This window comes from Synechococcus sp. BA-120 BA3, from assembly GCF_034931285.1.
Taxonomy (GTDB): Bacteria; Cyanobacteriota; Cyanobacteriia; order PCC-6307; family Cyanobiaceae; genus Cyanobium.
Genome location: NZ_JAYGHZ010000011.1, coordinates 1 through 18,153, shown reverse-complemented (window position 1 = coordinate 18,153; position 18,153 = coordinate 1). Strand labels below are relative to the sequence as shown.

Here is an 18,153-nt window from a genome sequence, read left to right as displayed (position 1 = left end):
AGCCAGGGGCGCCCCGGCCCCGTCGAGGAGCGCCAGACGCGGCCCGCACGCCGGGCAGGCGATCGTCTCGGCGTGGAAGCGGCGATCGGCGGGATCCTCGAACTCCCGACGGCAGGCCGGGCACAGGGCGAACGGCGCCAGGGTCGTGAGGGCCCGGGCCCAGGGCTCGGCCGTGGCGATGCTGAAGCGGGGGCCGCAGTCGCAGCAGCTGATGAAGGGGTAGCCGAAGCGGCGATCGGCGGGATCGGCCAGTTCCGCCAGGCAGGCGCGGCAGGGGGCCCGGTCGGCCACCAGCGACGACGCGATCAGATCGATGCGGAGCGGCATGGCCCGGCTGGCCACGATCCGCACCCCCGCCTGGAATGGGCCCGCCGTCGGGCCGGGGGCCGCCGACCAGACCGGCTCCAGCTGCTCGAGGCGGGCCCGGGGGGGCAGCTCCGATGGCAGGCGCCGCAGGAACGCTTTCAGGGAACTACGCTCCCCCTCCAGCCGCAGGCGCACCGCCCCCGGGCGGTTCTCCACCTCGCCGCGCAGATCAAGCTCCCGGGCGAGGCGGTGCACCAGGGGCCGGAAACCCACCCCCTGCACGACGCCGCGACACTCCAGCTGCAGCTGGGCCGGTCCCGCCGCTGATGGCATGGTCAGCCGGCCAGGGCCAGCCGCTCCAGGCCCAGGGCCGCCAGCAGCTCGCCGATGCCCTCGCCGGTGCGGGCGGAGACCTCCACGATGCGGGCCCGGGGGGCCATCCGGGCGATGTGGCGGCGGGCCTGGGGCCCGTCGAAGCCGCAGGCCCCGGCCAGGTCGCCCTTGCTGATCACCACCACATCGGCGGAGTGGAACATGGCCGGGTACTTCAGGGGCTTGTCCTCCCCTTCGGTGACCGACAGCAGCACCACCCGCTGGCTTTCACCCAGATCGAAGGCGGCCGGGCAGACCAGGTTGCCGACGTTCTCGATCACCAGCAGCTCAAGGCCGGCCAGGGGCTGGCCGAGGTGGGCCAGCTCATGGAGGGCCCGGTGCACCATGGCCGCCTCCAGGTGACAGGCCTGGCCGGTGGTGATCTGCAGGGCCGGCACCCCGGCGGCCCGCAGGCGGCGGGCATCGTTGTCGGTGGCCAGATCCCCGACGATCACCGCCATCGGATGGCGCTGCGATGGGGAGGCGGGCGCCAGGTGCCTGGCCAGCCGCTCCAGCAGGGCGGTCTTGCCGGAGCCCGGCGAGGAGAGCAGGTTGATCACCCGGACGCCGGCGGCGGCGAAGTGTTCCCGGTTGGCCGCCGCCTGGGCATCGTTGTGCACCAGCAGGCGCTGGCCCAGCTCCAGGTGCCGGGGGGCCTCGATGGCGGGGGCCACCGGTTGGCCGCAGTTGCAGTCGACACACATCGCAGGATCGACCCCCAGACAGGAGAGGAGTACGGAAAAGCCCCGCCGGGGCCCGGCCTCGCCCGAAGGCTAGGCACGGAGTTCCGACGGGGCCGGGGCCCTGAGAGCCGCCGTGATCACCAGAGGCCGCGGATCGGCGCGGGGGCCGGTTCGGGCTGGAAGATCGGCGCCGGGGCCGGGGCGGGCTGCATGACGGGTTCCGGCTCCGGGGTGGGCGCGGGCGCGGCCGCCACGGGGCGGGCACCGAAGCGGTAACGGAAGCCGATCTTGCCGCCGAAGCTGTTGAAGGCGTCGAAGGTCAGGTTCTCGGAGGTATAGCCGCCGGCACCTTGATAGACGCCCTCCACGTAGACATCGGAGTTGTAGCTCATGGCGTAGCTGACCCCCACCTTGGCCTGCCAACCAAACAGTCCCTTGTTGACGCTGTGGGTGGGGAAGCCGTTGAGGGCGAAACTCGGGGTGCTGAGGTTGGTGTACCCGATGCCACCGCCGATGTAGGGCGTCCAGCGGCTGTTGGTCTCGATGTCGTAGTAGAGGCTGGCCAGCACATCATTCTTGTTGATGATGCCGGAGACGTTGTTGGTGGTGGGCACGATGCCGAAGGCACCGAAGCCGATCGGATTGGCGGCACCCACGGCGTTGAGGCTGGCCCGGCTGTAGCCGTAGGTGAGCTCGGCGCGCAGGGCGCCGAAGTCGTAACCGACGCCCACATCACCGGAGAAGCCCCCGCCCAGATCCAGCTTGGTGGAGTTGTTGTTGCCGAAGTTGAACAGCAGCGGGGTGAAGAAGGGCGAAACGAGTGTGCCCGTGCTGTTGACCGTCTGGTCGCTGGGGGTCTGGGCGCCGGCACCGATGGTGAGGTACCAGCCCTTGGCGGAATAGACCTCCTTCACCACCGGCTGGGGGAACGTCTGGGCGATGAGGGTGGCATCCGGCGTGACCTCGGGAACCAGGTTTGCGCTGGGGCCGTCCTCAGCAATCCCGGGAAGACCGGCGGGCGATTCCGAAGTCACGGGATTCGTCACGGGCTCGGCGCCCTCGTCAGCAGGCCCGGCCTCTGCCATCGCGGGACCGCCAAGCAGGAGGCCACCCGTTGCGGCGATTCCTACTCCGCGGACACAAGCCTTCGTGAAATGTTTCGTGAATTTCTTTGTGAAATTTATTGTGAAATATGTCATGGGGGTTGGGCTCCTCTCACTGATGTATAGATAAACCCACGCCATGGACGAAACGAAAAGCCATGGACAGCATCAGTCCTGGCACAGAGTGGCAGAAAGAGAAAACTTGCACAAGATTACGTTTCGCTCTGGAGTCCAGTGTCAATCCGCCTTCTGTAGAAAATAGGCAGATTATTTTCCGGCCCTGATCGGGATCATCGCCAACCTCGGTCATGACGGCGCCCGCTGCGGCCCCAGTCCCTGTGGCCGGCTCAGGCGATCTCCATCGAGGCCAGCTGCAGCTCCCGGCCCCGCAGCAGCTCCCGGCTGATGCGGCCGCAGCGCGGGCATTCGCAGCAGCCATCGCGCGCCGCGAAGGGCTGTTCGCAGGCGGCACAGAAAAAGGCGGCGGGCACCGCTTCGATCTCCAGCCGGGAGCCGGCGGCGATGGTGCCCGCCATCACCACCGTGTGGGCCAGGCGCAGGGCCTCGATCTCCACCCCTGCCAGGCTGCCCACCCGCAGGGTGATGGTGGTGATGCGGCCGGCCCCGTGCCGGGCGGCCTGCTCCAGCGCCTGCTCCCGCACGGCGTCCATGAGGCTCAACTCATGCATGGGGCGCCGCCCCCTCCCGCAACCAGCCCCGCAGCAGCTGGCGCGCCTGGGGCAGCTGGCGCCGCAGCTGCGGCGAGAAGCGCTCCCCCCAGGAGAAATCGAAGGCCGGCACCAGCAGCTCGTGGGCCGGCACGCAGCGGCCGAACAGCTGCTCGGCCAGGGCCAGCAGCCGGGCGGGTGCCACCCGGTGCGTGTCCCGCTCCCATCCATCGCTGGCCACCAGGGGCCGCAGCAGGCAGGGGCTCCGGGGTGGCGCCAGCCAGGCATCGACGATCAGCAGCCGCTCGGCCGCCGCCACCGCCTCGGCCAGTTCGGGGGTGAGCTGGTGGCGCTGCAGCCCCAGACCCTCCACCAGGTGCCAGCCGACCCCGTCATCCCCCCGCAGGGGGTTGCCGATGCCGATCAGCAGCGCGCCTCCGGTGCCGGCGCCGGCGGCGGTCATCCCCGCAGGCGCTCGGCCAGCACCGTGCCGTCGGCGGCCAGCAGTTGCAGGCGCAGCGGCATCTGGCCGGCGGCGTGGGTGGAGCAGGAGAGGCAGGGGTCGAAGCAGCGGATGCCCGCCTCCACCCGGTTGAGCATCGCCTCGGGGATCTCGGCGCCGGCGGGCACCGGGTCGGGGATGTACTCCCGGGCGATCTGGTGCACGGTGCGGTTCATCGCCAGGTTGTTCTGACCGGTGGCGATGATCAGGTTGACGCTGGTGAGCAGGCCGTCGTCATCCACCTTGTAGTGGTGGAAGAGGGTGCCGCGGGGCGCCTCGCTCACCCCCACCGCCTCGTTGCGGTTGAGGGAGGCCCGCAGCCGGATGCGGCCGTGCATCAGCTCGGGGTCGGCCACCAGGATCTCGATCGCCTCCAGGCAGGCGACGATCTCCACGAGCCGCGCGTGGTGGTAAGCGAAGCTCGAGGTGGCGGGCTGGCCGCTGCGCTGGCGCAGCTCCGCCAGCTCCCGATCGGCCCAGGGGGTGCCGATGCCGTCGCAGACGTTGAGCCGGGCCAGGGGACCCACCCGGTAAATGCCGTCCGGATAGCCGAGGGGCTTGTAGTACGGGAACTTGAGGTAGCTCCAGGGTTCCACCGCCTCGCCGAGGAAGTCGGCGTAGTCGTCTTCGCTGAGCTGGTCGGCCACGATCGCTCCGGTGGCGTCCCGGAAGCGGATGCGCCCCTCGATGTGCTCCCAGAGCCCCTGCGGCGTCACCAGGCCCATGAACAGGCTGGGGAAGTCACCGAAGACGCGCTGCTCCCGTTGCAGGGGGCCATCGAGCAGCTTCTTGTAGAGCTCCAGCGCCAGGGTCACCGTGGCGCGGGCCTCCGGCAGGCGCTCCAGGATCCAGTCCCGGGCCTCCGGGCTGAGGGGCGAGCGCACGCCCCCGGGCACCGCCCAGGCGGAGTGGATCTTGCGGCCGCCCAGCAGCTCAAGGATCTGCTGGCCGAACTGGCGCAGGCGGATGCCGGCCCGGGCCAGGTCGGGGTCGGCGGCCATCAGGCCGAAGACGTTGCGCTTGGCCGGATCGCTCTCCCAGCCCAGCAGGAAATCGGGGCTGCTGAGGTGGAAGAAGGAGAGGGCGTGGGACTGGGTGAGCTGGGCCAGGTTGAGCAGCCGCCGCAGCTTGTCGGCCGCCGGGGGGATCGAGAGGGCCAGCAGCTTGTCGCCGGTCTTGGCGGCCGCCAGCAGGTGACTCACCGGGCAGATGCCGCAGATGCGGGCCGTGATGCCGGCCATCTCGGTGAAGGGGCGGCCCTCGCAGAATTTCTCGAACCCGCGGTACTCCACCACGTGGAAGCGGGTGTCGGTGAGGTGGCCGGCCTCATCGAGGTGGAGGGTGATCTTGGCGTGGCCTTCGATGCGGGTGACCGGATCGATGAGAACGGTGCGGGTCATGGGGAGGTCCTCATCCGAAGCGCAGCATGGCCGTGCCTTCCATCGCCGGCCGCTCACCGGCCAGCAAGGGGGTGATCGCCTCGCGGATGCGCTCGGCGGAGGGGGGGCAGCCCGGCAGGTAGAGATCCACCGGAATGACCTCATGCAGGGGCAGCACCCGGGGCAGCAGTTCGGGGACGATGCCGGGGGCGAAGGGCAGCTGGCCCGTGGCGTCGGCCAGCTCCAGGTAGCCCCGCTCCAGCACCGCCTTGGCGCCGTCGTGGCCGCCATCGAGCAGGTTGCGCAGGCCGGGCACGTTGGCGGTCACGGCGCAGTCGCCGAAGGAGATCACCAGGCCCGTGCGCTCGCGCACCTGCAGGGCCAGCTCGAGGTTGTCGACATTGGCCACCGCCCCCTCCACCAGGGCGATGTCGACGTGCTCGGGGTAGATCTTGACGTCGGTGCCGACCGGGGAGAAGACCACATCCACCTTCTCGGCCAGGTCGAAGAGGAACTCGTCGAGATCCAGGAACGACATGTGGCAGCCGGAGCAGCCCGCCAGCCAGACGGTGGCGAGGCGGAGTTTGGCGGGCGGGACGGGGGTCATGGGGAGGGGAGTCACTGGTTGTGCCAGCGGCGCTGGTCGCGGGCGCTGCGCAGCAGGGCGGGCAGGCCGGCGTCGGGCTGCTTCTCGGCGGTGGTGTCGGTGTTGCGGAACAGGGCGCCGGTGGGGCACACCTCGACGCACTTGCCGCAGGAGGTGCAGGCCTGCACCTGGCCCCAGGGCTCATCGAGGCCGGCGACGATGTGGCAGTGGCCGCCGCGGCTGCCGATGTCCCAGACGTGGGCCCCCTCGATCTCGTCGCACACCCGCACGCAGCGGGTGCAGAGGATGCAGCGGTTGTGGTCGAGGGTGAACTGGGGGTGGGAGGCATCCACCGACCGCTGGGGGTACTGGTAGGGGAAGCGGGAATGGTCCATGCCCACGGTCACGGCCATGTCCTGCAGTTCGCAGTGGGTGTTGGCCACACAGACGGCGCAGACGTGGTTGCCCTCGGCGAAGAACAGTTCCACCGCCATGCGCCGATACTCCCTGAGCCGGGGGGTGTGGGTGTGCACCACCATCCCCTCGGCGGCGGCGGTGCTGCAGGCGGGCAGCAGCTTGTTCGATCCCTCCACCTCCACCAGGCACAGCCGGCAGGCGGAGACCGGGCTCAGCCCATCAAGGTGACAGAGGGTGGGGACATCGGCCGCGGCCGCCCGGGTGGCCTCCAGCAGGCTGGCCCCCGCCGGCACCGCCACGTCCTGGCCGTTGACGTTGAGGGTGATGACAGCCATCAGCGCACCTCCCCGCTGGCGACGCAGCCCGAAGGCTCCCGGCAGGCGGCCTCGTATTCGTGGCGGAACCAGCGCAGGGTGCTGAGCACCGGATTGGGGGCCGACTGACCCAGACCGCAGAGGCTGGTGACCTTCACCATCTGGCAGAGGGCATCGAGACGTTCCATGTCCTCGGGCGTGGCCCGACGTTCCACGAAGCGATCCAGGAGCAGGGCCAGCTGCACGGTGCCGGCGCGGCAGGGGATGCACTTGCCGCAGCTCTCGTTGACGCTGAAGCCCATGAAGTGGCGCGCCACCTCGGGCATGGAGGTGCTTTCCCCCATCACCACCATGCCGCCGGAGCCCATCATCGAACCCAGCTCCAGCAGGCTTTCGTAGTCGACGGGGGTGTCGAGCCGTTCCGCCGGGATGCAGCCCCCGGATGGCCCGCCCGTCTGCACCGCCTTGATGGCCGAGCCATCGGGCACGCCGCCGCCGATCACCTCCACCACGGTGCGCAGGGGGGTGCCCATCGGCACCTCCACCAGGCCGGTGTTGACCACCGCGCCGGACAGGGCGAACACCTTGGTGCCCTTGCTGTGCTCGGTGCCCATGGCGGCGTACCAGTCCCCGCCTTCCCGCAGGATCGCCGGCACGGCGGTGAAGGTCTCGACGTTGTTGATCAGGGTGGGCGCGCCCCAGAGGCCCGACTGGGCCGGGAAGGGGGGCCGGGGCTGGGGCATGCCCCGCTGACCCTGGATCGAGAGCAGCAGGGCCGTCTCCTCCCCACACACATAGGCGCCGGCCCCCACCCGCACCTCCAGGCGCAGGTTGAAGGTGGTGCCGTGGATGTGGTTGCCCAGCAGGTGCCGGCTGCGGGCCTGCTGCAGGGCCAGCCGCAGCCGCTCGATCGCCAGGGGGTATTCCGCCCGCACGTAGACGAAGCCCCGCTCGGCGCCGACCGCGTAGGCCGCGATCGCCATCCCCTCGATCAGTCGATGCGGATCGCTCTCCAGCACGCTGCGGTCCATGAAGGCGCCGGGGTCCCCCTCGTCGGCGTTGCAGACCACGTAACGGGGGCCAGGGGGCTGGAGGGCCACCGTGTCCCACTTCAGGCCGGTCGGGTAGCCGGCGCCGCCCCGGCCCCGCAGGCCGCTGCGTCGCACCTCGTCACGCACCTGCTCGGGGCTGAGCTCCTGCAGGACGCGCTGCAGCTGGGCGTAGGTGCCGAAGGCGATCGCGTCGTCGATGGACTCGGGATTCACCTGGCCGCAGCCCTCCAGCACCACGGGCCGCTGCAGGGCGAAGAAGGGGCCCTCCAGATCGATCCGATGGGCCGCCAGGGGATCCACCGGGGACGCCGGAGCGGCCGTGGCATTGGCGGTGGCCTCGGCGATCAGGGTCCCGGCCTGCTCGGGCGCCAGCCCCCCGTAGAGCTGGGTGCGGCCGGGCCGGTCGCAGGCCACCAGGGGGCCGCTGCCGCACTGACGCAGGCACCCCACTGGCTTGATCGTCAGCTGGGAAGGATCAAGGCCGGCGGCCTCACGGGCGTCCTCCAGGGCGGTGCGCAGGGTCTGGCTGCCGGCGGAACGACAGCCGCTGGCATCGCAGCAGCGCACCTGCACAGGGGGGGGCATGGGGAACTGGGAACGCCTCTCCTTCTGTTAGCCAGGGAATGGCGGGAGCGCCGTTCAGCGGCCCTTGGCGAGGCCCCGGGCCATGCTGTCGTCCGTGGCGGGCAGGGGGGTGTTGGCCGGGATGACGCCATTGGCGTAAAGCACCTGGCGGATCTGCTCCAGCAGCGGGGGCAGGTTGTTCTGCCGCGGGTTGAGCAGCTCGTACTGCTCCTGGGGCCCGGGGTAGCGGATGCCCCCCAGCACGGCGGAGCTGAAGGCGGGATCGAGGCCGAGATGGTCGGCCATCGCCTCGCGGACGCCGACCTGGCCTTCCCTTTCCTCCTCCCGTGCCGCCTGCCAGCCCTGGACCAGGGCCAGGACGGCATCGGGGTGCAGGCGCAGAAGCTCGGGTTCGACGGCGAGCACATCGAGGATCTCGTTGGGCAGCTGCCGGCTGGAGAACAGCGTGTCCAGCGGCAGGGAGCGGCGCAGGAGCTCGCTGCGGGGCGGGTAGGTCACCACTGCCGCCACCGTCCCCTGCCGCAGGGCGGCCTCCCAGGAGGCGGCGGGCAGGAACCGGAGCTGGGAGGGCACCGGAGGGGGGAGATCCTCGGACTCGAAGGCCCGGGCCAGCAGATAGCGGGAGAGGCTGCTGCGGTCGAGGGCGATCGGCCGGCCGACCAGGCCCTTCAGATCCTTCACCTCCGGCAGGGCCAGCACCTGATCGCCACCGCGGGATTCATCGATCACATAGACGATCACCGGACAGCGCTCCGGGGCCAGACCGCAGATGGTGACCACATCGATCGCCGTGGTGGCGATCGCCTGGGCCGCCCCGCCGACGTAGGACTGCACAGCGCGGTCGTTGTCCGCGAAATTGCGCAGGTCCAGCCGGAGTCTGCGGGGGTCGTAGTGCTGACGGGCCTGGGCCAGGGCGAAGTAGGCGTAGCCCGGCCAGGGATTCATCGCCAGCACGAAACGGGGAGGCTGACGTGGGCAGCCGATCAGCAGCGCCAGCACCAGGGCCGACACAGCGGCCAGCCCACCCCTCCACGGACGCCAGCCGATGGGCTGCCGCCGGCCCTTGTGGCGCCTCCCCGGGGGAAGGGCAAAGCCGGCAACAGCCCCCATGGGTGGGCCAGAAATATGAAAAAAGTATTATGAGTGATCAGAGCGAACGGTTGACGTCCCGCCCGGCCCCGCCGCCGACTGCCCCCCTGCCACCTTCTCCGCCTCCAGCTGAGCGCCAGACCCGGGGGTCGAGCTCCCGGGCGGCTGCCGTGCTGGCCACCGGAATGTTGGGCACCGCCCTGCTGACCTGGGGCAGCATCCTTCAGACCCCCCATTTGCACGGCGACGGGGAGAAACCTGCGGCCGATCTCGTCGTCGCCGCCCTGCACCGGAAACTGGAGAAAACCGAATCGGTGCTGCGGGGGCTCGTCGGCCTGCAGATGGCGTCGCAGGAGGTGACCCTCGGGGAGCTGCAGCGGTTCGTTGCTTCCCTCGAGAGCGATGGGCGCACCCTGGAGGGCATCAACACCGTGGGGTTCGCGACGGCCGCCTCCGGGCAGGCGCCGATCCGGCTGCTCGCGCCGATGGATCCCGCCGGCCGCGATTTGCTGGGCTCGGACCTCTGGTCGTGGGTGCGGGGCTCCGGCGAGCAGCTCAGCCGGGAGCCCGCCCCCAAGGAGGGATGGCTGCTCCCCGGCCGGCCCCGGCCGGGTCAGCCGGCCTTTCTGGTGCAGATCCTGCCCTTCGGAACGGAATCAGTCCCGGCCTCCCCCACCTCGCCAACCGCGACGCGCTGGGCCTTTGCCACCCTGCCGCTTCGGGATGTGATGCGGGCGGCCCTGGATCACCCGTTGATCCGGCTGGATGGGCCCGTGGATGTGCAGCTGTACGCCGGCGATCGCGCCGACCCTGCCCAACTCCTCTACGACTCCCGCAACCTCCCGGCGGCCGGCGTGCTGCCCCATGCCCTCTCCCACCGTCTCGACATCGGTGGCCAGCGGTGGCTGTTGCTGGTGCACCCCCTGCATGGCTCTGCACCCTGGCTGCCCTCCTGGGGTGCGGTGCTGCTGCTGGGTCTGACGACCAGCCTGCTGGCCGCCCTGCTGACCCGGGAGGTGCAGCGACGGCGGCGTCTGGCCGAACAGGAGGGCCGCAGCCTGGGGGAGCTGCGGAGCCAGCTGGAGGACAGCCTCCAGTGGCTCCGCCTCCACCGTCAGGCCTGCTCCCTGATCCAGGAGGGGCTCGTCGTCACCGATCGCGACGGGGCGATCCTGGCCTGCAACGAGGCTTATGTGGCCATCACCGGCTACCCGGAGGAGGAGCTGGTGGGCCGCAATCCCCGCATCTTGAACTCCGGCTACCAGTCAAAGGAGTTCTATGCCGCCCTCTGGGAGCAGCTGCTCGCCAACGACCGCTGGGAAGGGGAGATCTGGAACCAACGCCGCAGCGGTGAGGCCTATCCGGTCTGGATGCGGATGGGGGTGGTGCGCGACGGCGCCGGGGACCCCAGCCATTACATCGCCGCCCTCGCCGACCTGACCGCGCTGCGGGAGAAGGACCGGCAGCTGGAGTACCTCGGCTTCCATGACCCCCTGACCCGCCTGCCCAATCTGCAGATGGCCGAACTGCGCCTCGGTCAGCTGTGCCAGCAGAGCCAACCTCTGGCGGTGATCTGGATCGAACTGGACGGCATCAAGCGGATTGAGGAAAGCTTCGGCCAGGCCAAGGGGGATCGGCTCGTGCAGGTCGCCGTCGATCGGCTGAAACGGTTCGTGGGACCCACCGACGTCTTGGCCCAGGTCGGCAGGAGCGAATTCCTGATCGTGCACGCGCTGGACCCGGCCGACCCCACGGCCCTGGAGACGGCCCGCGCCCTGATGGCGGCGCTCACCGATTCCATGGCTCCGGAGGGCGTGCTGGAGCTGGCCCTGGCGGCCTGGGCGGGGGTGAGCTGCTTCCCTTTGGACTCCAGGGAGCCGGAAAACCTCCTCCTGTACGCCGCCACGGCCCTCGGGCAGGCCAGGCGCCAGGGACCGCTGGCGGTGCTGCGCTACTCGGCCGAGATGACGGTCCGCAGCCGGCAACGCCTGGCGATCGAAGCCCATCTGCAGCGGGCGGTGGAAGCGGGCCAGCTGGAACTGCTCTACCAGCCCCAGGTGGATGGCCAGGGGACGCTGCTGGGGGCCGAGGCCCTGCTGCGCTGGCGCAGTCCGAAGTTCGGTGTTGTGTCTCCGCTGGAGTTCCTCCCCATTGCCGAAGCCAGCGACCTGATCCACCGGATCGGCGAATGGGTGCTGCAGGAGGCCTGCCGCCAGTGGCAGAAGTGGGTCCAGGTCGGCTTCGAGCCCGGCCGGCTGGCGGTGAACCTCTCCACCCGCCAGTTCCAGGATCCGCGCCAGACCGTGCCGCGGCTGGTGCAGGGCTGTCTGAGCCGCACGGGGCTGGCCGTTGCCCGCCTGGAGCTGGAGATCACCGAGAGCTGCCTGATGCCGGCCCTCGGGACCCGGGAACAACTTCTGCAATTGGAAGCCATGGGAGTGGAGCTGGCGATCGATGATTTCGGTACCGGTTTCTCCTCCCTGAGCACCATTCACCAATTCCCGATCCACAAGCTCAAGATCGACCGTTCCTTCGTGGACGGGGTCGACGGCAACCCCACCTCCCAGTCGATCGTGCGGGCCACGCTGGCCATGGCTGAGGGACTGGGGGTCCACGTCCTGGCCGAGGGGGTGGAGCGGCCCGAGGAACTGGAGTTTCTGCTCCGCAGCGGCTGCCCCGCCTTCCAGGGTTACCTGTTCAGCCGTCCCCTGGCCGCCACGGCCTTCGAGGACCTGCTGCGCAGGGGAGCAAGGCTCAGCCCGGTGGCGGGGAGTGCTGCGGCGGTCCCCCTGCCATGAGAGTCCTCCGCCCCACCATGACGCAGCGCCAGGGACTGCTGCTGGCCCTGCTGGCCGGGCTGGCGGTGCTCGGCAATGTGAGCGCGCTGCCGCTGTTCTTCGGCATCCAGATCCTGCTCGGGTCGACCCTTCCCACCCTCGTCCTGCTGTGGCGGCGGGGCTGGTGGAGCGTGGCCATCGCCGTGCTGGCCAGCCTTTACACCTGGAAGCTCTGGGGCCATCCCTGGGCCGCCGTGATCTTCAGCGCCGAGGCCCTGTGGCAGGCGGTGTTCGTCAACCGCTTCAACGGTCCGCCGGAGAACGACATCAAGGGCCGGATCGTTCTGGCTGAGATCGCCTTCTGGCTCCTGGTGGGGACACCGATGGTGTTCTTCTTCTATGGCGTCGTGCTGCAGATCGACCCGGCGAACGTGGCCGTGACGGCCGCCAAGCAGGCGGTCAACGGCATCGCGAACACGGTGGGGGCCTTCCTGCTGTTCATGCTGCTGCAGGTGTGGCGCAACAGGAGGGGCCAGGGACTGCTGCCCCTGCGGGGCATCGTGTTCTCCGTGGTGCTGGCGTCGTTCACGTTGCCGTCGCTGGCCCTCACCTTCCTTTCAGGCAACCTGCTGCAGGGGGCTGCCCAGGAGGCGGTGCTCGACAACCTGCGGACCGTCGCCGAGGCCGCAGCCCGGATGGATCCCCCTCACGTCGGCGAGCCCACCCGGAGACTGCCGGCCAGCCCCGGCGCGACAGCCTTCCTGCTCATCGACGCGGAAGGCAACCGGATCAGCTCCAACCCAGCACTGTTTCTGCGGCTGGAGAACAACTTCCTGCCGGCCCCCCAGCAGTGGATCCAGCCCGATGGGTTGCAGATCCTGATCCCAAGAAGGCCTGGCCCCCCCCTCAAGGTCTCGATCCAGGGCTACTGGAGCACCACGCTGCTCTCGGGCCCCCATCGGGTGCAGGTGGTGCAACCCGCCCGGCCCGTGGTGCTGCAGCTGCAGGCACAGAGCACCACCCTGCTCATCGCCTCGCTGGGGCTGATGCTGCTGGGGGTGCTTCTCAGCGAGCTGACGGCCACCCTGGTGGATGGGCAGATGCAGCTGCTGCGCGCCTCGGTGCCGGAGGTCAGCGACGACGGCCTGGGCCTCGGTGGCGATCCGGAGCCTGACGGGGGCCTTGGTGATGGCACCGTCATCGCCGAAGTGCAGAGCCTGGTGGGCCGCCTCCACGAGCATCTGCGCCGGGAAGCTCGCCTGAGCCAGGATCTCGCCGCCATGAGCGAGCGGTTCCGGCAGAGCAGCGAGCAGCTGCGGCGGCTCTCGAGCACCGACCTCCTCACCGGGGCCCGAAACCGCTCCGAGCTGGAACGCAGCCTGAGGCTGATCAGCCAACGGGCCTCCGAGTGCACCGTGCCCCTCTCGTGCCTGGCCTTCGCGGTGCAGGGTCTGCGACCGATCAACACCGTCCTTGGCCGGCAGAAGGGGGATGAGGTGCTGCAGCGGCTGATCACCAGCATCCGGCAGCTGCTGCACGCCAACGACGAACTGTTCCGCATCGGAGGCAGTGAATTCCTGCTGCTGCTCTGGGATCAGCCGCTCGAATCGGCCCGCACCACGGCGGAGCAGATCCGCAGGGTCGTGACCGAGACGGCCCTGCCGGCAGGAAAGGGACCCGCCAACGGGCTGGTGATGAATGCGGGCGTGAGCCTGCTGGCGGCCTCCGATGCCAGCGGCCAGGCCATGCTGTCGCGGGTGGAGCTGGCCCTGAACCAGTCCAGGGATCTGGGGGCCAATCAGGTGGTGGTGCGCTGAGGCAGGCCAGCGGCCTCCAGCCGCGCGTCCAGTTCCTCGGGCTGGTCGACCGGCAGCCGGGTCACCAGGTCACCGTCCACCACCAGCACCGGCGCCTGGCCGCAGGCCCCCAGGCAGCTGACGTGCTGCAGGGCCCAGACCCCGTCCCCCGCCGGATCATCCAGGCGCACCCCCAGCCGCTGCTCGATGCGCGCCGCCACCTGGCCACCTCCCTTGACGTAGCAGGCGGTGCCCAGGCAGATGGCGCAACGGTGGGCGGTGGGGGGCTCCAGCCGGAAGAGGTGGTAGAAGCTCGCCACGCCGTGGACGCGGCTCAGGGGCAGCCGCATGGCGATGGCCACCACCCGCAGGGATTCCGGCGAGAGATAGCCATGCAGCTCCTGCACCTGGTGCAGCACCTCGATCAGGGCATCGGCGCGGGCCCCGTGGCGACGGACCACCTGGGCGATGCGCGGATCGCCGTTGTCGGCGCCGGTCGCGGTGGGGGCGGTTGCGGCGGTTGCGGAGCTGGTCATGCCATCGTTCTCCCATCCTCCCTGTGCTAGCCACCGTCGGCGCGAGGGTCAGCCCGGTCGGCATCTGTACCTATAATCATTTTCGAACGGGACACCGGCCGATGACCCCCCTCCTGCGTCTGGTCCAACTTCAGGGGGTCATGCTGAGCATGGCGCTGCTGTTCGCCTCAGCCACCCTGGCCTGTGAGAAACACCTCAAGGGGCATCAGAGCAGCGTGGAGACCCAGGCGGAAGGCGTCGGCCGCTGAAGCCATCCATCGCCCAGGGACGTTATCGCTCACGGTTGATCGTCCTGGCGGCCGCCCTGGTCGGATTGTTTCTCGTGGAGTTGCTTCTGTCGAGAACCCTGGGGATCACGCTGTATCCGTACTACTGGATCCCCGTGGTTCTGGCCGCTTCGTTCGCCACCCCCCGCCAGGTGGGCTGGTTCACGAGCCTGGCCATCGTCCTGACGGTCGTCTGGTCGCTCCAGTCTCCACAGGCCACCACCCTCAAACTGCTGCTGCGGCTGGCCGGCCTGATCGGGATCGCCTGGGTCTCGATGCACCTGGCCCGGGAACTGCAGGCGAAGGACCGCAGCAACCGGGAGCTGAAGGATCACTACCAGCTGCTGGCCGAGAACGCCCCCGATGTGGTGCTCAGCAGCGATCGCCAGGGGCGGATCTCCTGGGTGTCGCCCGCGGTGCAGCAGCTGCTGGGCCATGACGCCCGCGCCCTCAGGGACCGGACCATCGCCGAGCTGGTGCTGGAGCCGGACCGTGACCGCCTGGATCAGGCCATCGACCGGGTCCTTCAAGGGGAGAACAGCGGCTGCGACCTGCGCTTCCGTGCCGCCGACGGCGGCAGCCGCTGGATCTCCATGGCCTTGCGCCCGGTGCCAGGGCCCGACGGCGACGTGACGGGCCTGGTGGGCAGCTGGCGGGACATCCAGGGCGTAGTGGACGCCCGACTGGCGGAGGAGCGCACCAAGGCGGCCCTGGCCGCCTCGGAGGAACGCCTGCGGCTCACCATGGAGAACACCTCCACCGGCATCGCCCTGCTTGACGCCGAGGGCCATGTGCTCTCCATCAACCCCGCCGCCGGCGGGCTGCTTGATCGGGACCCGGCCGACCTGGAGGGCCTCACCTGGCCGTCGTGCTCGCCGCCGGAGGACCGGGCCGGTGAAGCTCCCCTGATGGCGGAACTGGTGGACGGCCGCCGTCGTTGCTACCGGCTGCGCAAGCGCATCCTGCAGGGCGAGCGCCCCCCCCTCTGGGTGGACTGCAGCGTGTCAAGCTCCCGCCGCCCCGACGGCAGCCTGGCCTTCGTGATCGCCCAGTTCAACGACGTGACCGAGATGGTGCAGGCGGAAGCCGCCCTGGCCAGCTCGGAGCAGCGTTACCGACTGCTGGCGGAGAACTCCAGCGACGTGGTGCTGCTGGTCAAGGGGGGCCTGGTCAGCTGGATCTCCCCCTCACTCACCTGCATGCTGGGCTGGCAGCCGGAGGACTGGGTCGGCCATCCGCTCAGCCACTTCATCCCCGCCGACGACCATCCGCTGCTGGATCAGGACCTCCAGACCCTGGCCGGCGGGGGCACCGTGGTGCGCCGGCTGCAGGCCCTGGCCCACGACCGCAGCCGCCGCTGGGTGGAGCTGCATGCCAGTCCCCACCGGGATCCCCTGGGCCAGCTGGACGGCATCGTGGGCTCGTTCCGCACGGTGGACCAGGAGGTGGCCGCCGAACGGGAACTGGCCCGCCGGGCCTGCACCGATGAGCTGACCGGGCTGGTGAACCGCCATGAGGCCCTCGAGCGGATCACCGCGATCGCCGGGCGGGTGCAGCGCCAGGGGGACGCCACCGCCGTGCTGTTCTGCGATCTCGACAACTTCAAGGAGATCAACGACACCTTCGGCCATGGGCCCGGCGACGAGCTGCTGCGGACGGTGGCCGCCCGGATCCGCTCGGGTCTGCGCAGCGGCGACATGGCCGCCCGCATCGGCGGCGACGAGCTGGTGGTGGTGCTCCAGGGGGTGCGGGGGCTGGGCGATGCGGTCACCATCGCCGAGAAGCTCCGCCGGGCCGTGGCCGAGCCGATCCTCACCAGTGCCGGCAGCCTGTCGATCACCCTCAGCATCGGGGTGACCATGGTCCGCCCGGGCGAGAACCCCGACGCGATCATCACCCGGGCCGACCACGCCATGTACCGGGCCAAGCAGACCGGCCGCAACCAGGTGGTGCCCTTCAGCGAGCAGACCGACAGCGCCGATGGCCGCAGCGGTACCTGGCAGCCCGCCCTCTGAGTGGTGGAACGGCCGGCGACACTGGGTGGAGCGCAGGGAGGCGACGGCCATGCAGATCGCAGGAATCGACCACGTGGTGCTGCGCTGCAGGGATCTGGAGCGGATGGAGCGCTTCTACACCGACGTGCTGGGCTGCACGGTGGCGCGACGCAATGAGGCCCTGGGAATGATCCACCTGAGGGCCGGCAACGCCCTGATCGACCTGGCGGCGGTCAGCGGCGAACTGGGCCGCCGGGGCGGGGCGGCACCGGGAAAGGACGGCCACAACCTGGATCACGTCTGCCTGAGGATCGAACCCTTCGATGAAGACGCCCTGCGGGCCCATCTCCGCAGCCAGGGCATCGATGCCGGCCCCCTCCATCACACCTACGGAGCCGAAGGTGTCGGGCCGGCCCTCTACCTGGAGGATCCGGAAGGGAACAGCCTTGAACTCAAGGGCCCCGGGCCGGTTTAGCCGCGCCAGGTGGGCAGACCACCGTGGGCCAGGGTGCCGCGTTGGCGCCAGAGCGCTGCCGCACTGACGTTGATGCCGTGCCGTTGCGCCAGATCAGCCGCATTCTGAGGCGAATCGGATGTCCTCAGGGCGGCGGCGAACTGCGGATCGCGACGCGCCAGTTCCTTCACACGGTGGAGGGCTTCGGTGGCGTTGGCTGGGGCGTGAACAGCAGCCCCGGTGCGAGGCCGTTCACAGGTGGATTCACGGGATGACATGGGATCTCCTCCTCTCTTTCCTTGACCCTAATCGATCAGAATCATTGGCGAGATAAGTGAAAACACCCATCCCATCGGCTCCTGAAGTTCAGGAATTTGCCCGGAAATAGGCCGATCCCTTTCCGCTGGTTGCGGCACGGCCATAAACCCTCGAAGCAGGAAAGTATTCCGCCTCCAGTTGCACGATTCCCGCCACATCTTCACCGGCGGACTCCGCAATGAACCAGAGCAGGAGATCGAGGCCCGAGGAGATCCCCGCCGCGGTCCAGATCGCGCCCGAACGGGTGAAGCGCTCCTCCACCACCTCCACGTCGCCGAGGGCCCGCAGCCGATCGAGGGAGGCCCAATGGGTGGTGGCCCGCCGGCCGCTGAGCAGGCCGGCGGCGTGCAGCAGGAAGGCGCCCGTGCAGACCGAGAGCACCGCCCGGCAGCTGGCCGACTGGCGCCGGATGAAGGCGATCAGCTCGGCATTGGCCACCTCGGTGCGGGTGCCCTGCCCCCCCGGCACGAGCAGCACATCCAGCGGCGGAGCCGACGCGAAGCTGGCGTGGGGCAGCAGCACCATTCCCTTGGCGCAGGTGATCGGGCCTTCGCCCTGGGCGATCAGCAGGCACTGGCCGGGGCCGCTCGGCTGGCGCGCCCACAGCGTGGCCATCTCCCAGGGACCGACGGCGTCGAGTTCCTCCACCCCGGGGAACAGCAGGATGCCGAAACGGCCGGCCCCGGCGCCGGAGGACAGGGCTGGATCCATCGTCAACCCCGCCCGCGGCCGCTTCGGAGAAGGCGATCCTGCCATCCCTGAGCACCATTTCAGCGGATCGATGCCAGCGCACCGCCGCCCGGTTCCGGGAGCATCCTGAACAGCATCAGGGTCAGGGCACAGCCAGGGAGCGGTGGCGATGGGGACAGCGGCGACAGCGGCGGCGCGATGGCGGCAAGGGCTTCTGGCCATCGCCCTGGCGGCCCTGCTGAGCCTGCTGCCGCCAGGTGCCGCTG

Annotated in this window: 18 protein-coding genes; 5 read left to right on the top strand and 13 right to left on the bottom strand. The window is 70.0% G+C overall.

Annotation, left to right across the window (positions count from 1 at the left end; translation table 11 throughout):
* The 10 genes from VB737_RS01205 to VB737_RS01160 all read right to left on the bottom strand — a co-directional run.
* On the bottom strand, window positions 1-639 hold a 639-nt coding region (locus VB737_RS01205; RefSeq protein ID WP_500310437.1), incomplete at its 3' end, for an acylphosphatase.
* A 2-nt stretch (window positions 640-641) separates the two neighbouring features.
* Complete coding sequence (hypB, locus tag VB737_RS01200) at window positions 642-1,382, bottom strand: hydrogenase nickel incorporation protein HypB (RefSeq protein ID WP_500310435.1); 741 nt, start codon at window positions 1,380-1,382, stop codon at window positions 642-644.
* A 116-nt stretch (window positions 1,383-1,498) separates the two neighbouring features.
* Complete coding sequence (locus tag VB737_RS01195) at window positions 1,499-2,407, bottom strand: outer membrane protein (protein ID WP_500310433.1); 909 nt, start codon at window positions 2,405-2,407, stop codon at window positions 1,499-1,501.
* Window positions 2,408-2,811: 404 nt separating this feature from the next.
* The gene (gene hypA / locus VB737_RS01190) at window positions 2,812-3,153 is read right to left on the bottom strand and encodes a hydrogenase maturation nickel metallochaperone HypA (protein ID WP_323243449.1); all 342 of its coding nucleotides are present in this window, start codon (window positions 3,151-3,153) and stop codon (window positions 2,812-2,814) included.
* On the bottom strand, window positions 3,146-3,595 hold the full coding sequence (locus tag VB737_RS01185; protein WP_323243448.1) for a hydrogenase maturation protease: 450 nt from the start codon (window positions 3,593-3,595) through the stop codon (window positions 3,146-3,148). The genes hypA and VB737_RS01185 overlap by 8 nt, the downstream gene beginning before the upstream one ends.
* Window positions 3,592-5,034, bottom strand: coding sequence for a Ni/Fe hydrogenase subunit alpha (locus tag VB737_RS01180; protein ID WP_323243447.1), 1,443 nt, complete (start codon window positions 5,032-5,034; stop codon window positions 3,592-3,594). Before VB737_RS01180 ends, VB737_RS01185 begins: the two co-directional genes overlap by 4 nt.
* Before the next feature lie 10 nt (window positions 5,035-5,044).
* Complete coding sequence (locus VB737_RS01175; protein WP_323243446.1) at window positions 5,045-5,620, bottom strand: NADH-quinone oxidoreductase subunit B family protein; 576 nt, start codon at window positions 5,618-5,620, stop codon at window positions 5,045-5,047.
* Between the two features lie 11 nt (window positions 5,621-5,631).
* Entirely contained in the window at window positions 5,632-6,351 is a 720-nt protein-coding gene (gene hoxU, locus VB737_RS01170; protein ID WP_500310430.1) for a bidirectional hydrogenase complex protein HoxU, read from the bottom strand.
* On the bottom strand, window positions 6,351-7,967 hold the full coding sequence (locus VB737_RS01165) for a NuoF family protein (protein WP_323243444.1): 1,617 nt from the start codon (window positions 7,965-7,967) through the stop codon (window positions 6,351-6,353). Before VB737_RS01165 ends, hoxU begins: the two co-directional genes overlap by 1 nt.
* 54 nt (window positions 7,968-8,021) lie before the next feature.
* Window positions 8,022-8,978: a type 2 periplasmic-binding domain-containing protein gene (locus VB737_RS01160; RefSeq protein ID WP_500310428.1), complete on the bottom strand. Its 957-nt coding sequence runs from the start codon at window positions 8,976-8,978 to the stop codon at window positions 8,022-8,024.
* Between the two features lie 263 nt (window positions 8,979-9,241).
* On the opposite strand from VB737_RS01160, the gene VB737_RS01155 reads away from it, so the two are divergent.
* Window positions 9,242-11,854 carry a putative bifunctional diguanylate cyclase/phosphodiesterase gene (locus tag VB737_RS01155; RefSeq protein ID WP_500310426.1) on the top strand — a complete coding sequence of 871 codons (2,613 nt, stop codon included), beginning with the start codon at window positions 9,242-9,244 and terminating at the stop codon, window positions 11,852-11,854.
* Window positions 11,851-13,650: a GGDEF domain-containing protein gene (locus VB737_RS01150; protein ID WP_500310424.1), complete on the top strand. Its 1,800-nt coding sequence runs from the start codon at window positions 11,851-11,853 to the stop codon at window positions 13,648-13,650. Before VB737_RS01155 ends, VB737_RS01150 begins: the two co-directional genes overlap by 4 nt.
* Here the strand turns inward: VB737_RS01150 and VB737_RS01145 are convergent.
* Window positions 13,632-14,165, bottom strand: coding sequence for an NADH-quinone oxidoreductase subunit NuoE family protein (locus tag VB737_RS01145; protein WP_323243440.1), 534 nt, complete (start codon window positions 14,163-14,165; stop codon window positions 13,632-13,634). The two genes, VB737_RS01150 and VB737_RS01145, sit on opposite strands and share 19 nt — an antisense overlap.
* 101 nt (window positions 14,166-14,266) lie before the next feature.
* Here VB737_RS01145 and VB737_RS01140 point away from each other — a divergent pair, with 101 nt between their 5' ends.
* Genes VB737_RS01140 through VB737_RS01130 form a run of 3 tightly spaced genes read left to right on the top strand, consistent with a single transcriptional unit; the run spans window position 14,267 to window position 16,900 of the window.
* Window positions 14,267-14,413 (top strand): hypothetical protein, encoded by a 147-nt coding sequence (locus VB737_RS01140; RefSeq protein ID WP_323243439.1) that lies wholly within the window; start codon window positions 14,267-14,269, stop codon window positions 14,411-14,413.
* A gap of 35 nt (window positions 14,414-14,448) precedes the next feature.
* The gene (locus VB737_RS01135) at window positions 14,449-16,446 is read left to right on the top strand and encodes a sensor domain-containing protein (RefSeq protein ID WP_500310421.1); all 1,998 of its coding nucleotides are present in this window, start codon (window positions 14,449-14,451) and stop codon (window positions 16,444-16,446) included.
* Between the two features lie 49 nt (window positions 16,447-16,495).
* Window positions 16,496-16,900, top strand: coding sequence for a VOC family protein (locus tag VB737_RS01130; RefSeq protein WP_323243437.1), 405 nt, complete (start codon window positions 16,496-16,498; stop codon window positions 16,898-16,900).
* Here VB737_RS01130 and VB737_RS01125 read toward each other — a convergent pair.
* Together VB737_RS01125 and VB737_RS01120 are read right to left on the bottom strand one after the other, a co-directional pair.
* Complete coding sequence (locus VB737_RS01125) at window positions 16,897-17,157, bottom strand: hypothetical protein (RefSeq protein WP_323243436.1); 261 nt, start codon at window positions 17,155-17,157, stop codon at window positions 16,897-16,899. The genes VB737_RS01130 and VB737_RS01125 overlap by 4 nt on opposite strands.
* An 88-nt stretch (window positions 17,158-17,245) precedes the next feature.
* Window positions 17,246-17,908, bottom strand: a complete 663-nt coding sequence (locus VB737_RS01120; protein ID WP_323243452.1) for a DJ-1/PfpI family protein — start codon at window positions 17,906-17,908, stop codon at window positions 17,246-17,248.
* Window positions 17,909-18,153: the final 245 nt, after the last annotated feature.

Excerpts from the sequence above, each read along its gene's own strand:
- hypB (WP_500310435.1), bottom strand. The coding sequence starts at position 1,382 with ATGTGTGTCGACTGCAACTGCGGCCAACCGGTGGCCCCCGCCATCGAG.
- hypA (WP_323243449.1), bottom strand. The coding sequence starts at position 3,153 with ATGCATGAGTTGAGCCTCATGGACGCCGTGCGGGAGCAGGCGCTGGAG.
- VB737_RS01185 (WP_323243448.1), bottom strand. The coding sequence starts at position 3,595 with ATGACCGCCGCCGGCGCCGGCACCGGAGGCGCGCTGCTGATCGGCATC.
- VB737_RS01180 (WP_323243447.1), bottom strand. The coding sequence starts at position 5,034 with ATGACCCGCACCGTTCTCATCGATCCGGTCACCCGCATCGAAGGCCAC.
- VB737_RS01175 (WP_323243446.1), bottom strand. The coding sequence starts at position 5,620 with ATGACCCCCGTCCCGCCCGCCAAACTCCGCCTCGCCACCGTCTGGCTG.
- hoxU (WP_500310430.1), bottom strand. The coding sequence starts at position 6,351 with ATGGCTGTCATCACCCTCAACGTCAACGGCCAGGACGTGGCGGTGCCG.
- VB737_RS01165 (WP_323243444.1), bottom strand. The coding sequence starts at position 7,967 with ATGCCCCCCCCTGTGCAGGTGCGCTGCTGCGATGCCAGCGGCTGTCGT.
- VB737_RS01155 (WP_500310426.1), top strand. The coding sequence starts at position 9,242 with ATGTTGGGCACCGCCCTGCTGACCTGGGGCAGCATCCTTCAGACCCCC.
- VB737_RS01150 (WP_500310424.1), top strand. The coding sequence starts at position 11,851 with ATGAGAGTCCTCCGCCCCACCATGACGCAGCGCCAGGGACTGCTGCTG.
- VB737_RS01145 (WP_323243440.1), bottom strand. The coding sequence starts at position 14,165 with ATGACCAGCTCCGCAACCGCCGCAACCGCCCCCACCGCGACCGGCGCC.
- VB737_RS01140 (WP_323243439.1), top strand. The coding sequence starts at position 14,267 with ATGACCCCCCTCCTGCGTCTGGTCCAACTTCAGGGGGTCATGCTGAGC.
- VB737_RS01130 (WP_323243437.1), top strand. The coding sequence starts at position 16,496 with ATGCAGATCGCAGGAATCGACCACGTGGTGCTGCGCTGCAGGGATCTG.
- VB737_RS01125 (WP_323243436.1), bottom strand. The coding sequence starts at position 17,157 with ATGTCATCCCGTGAATCCACCTGTGAACGGCCTCGCACCGGGGCTGCT.
- VB737_RS01120 (WP_323243452.1), bottom strand. The coding sequence starts at position 17,908 with ATGGATCCAGCCCTGTCCTCCGGCGCCGGGGCCGGCCGTTTCGGCATC.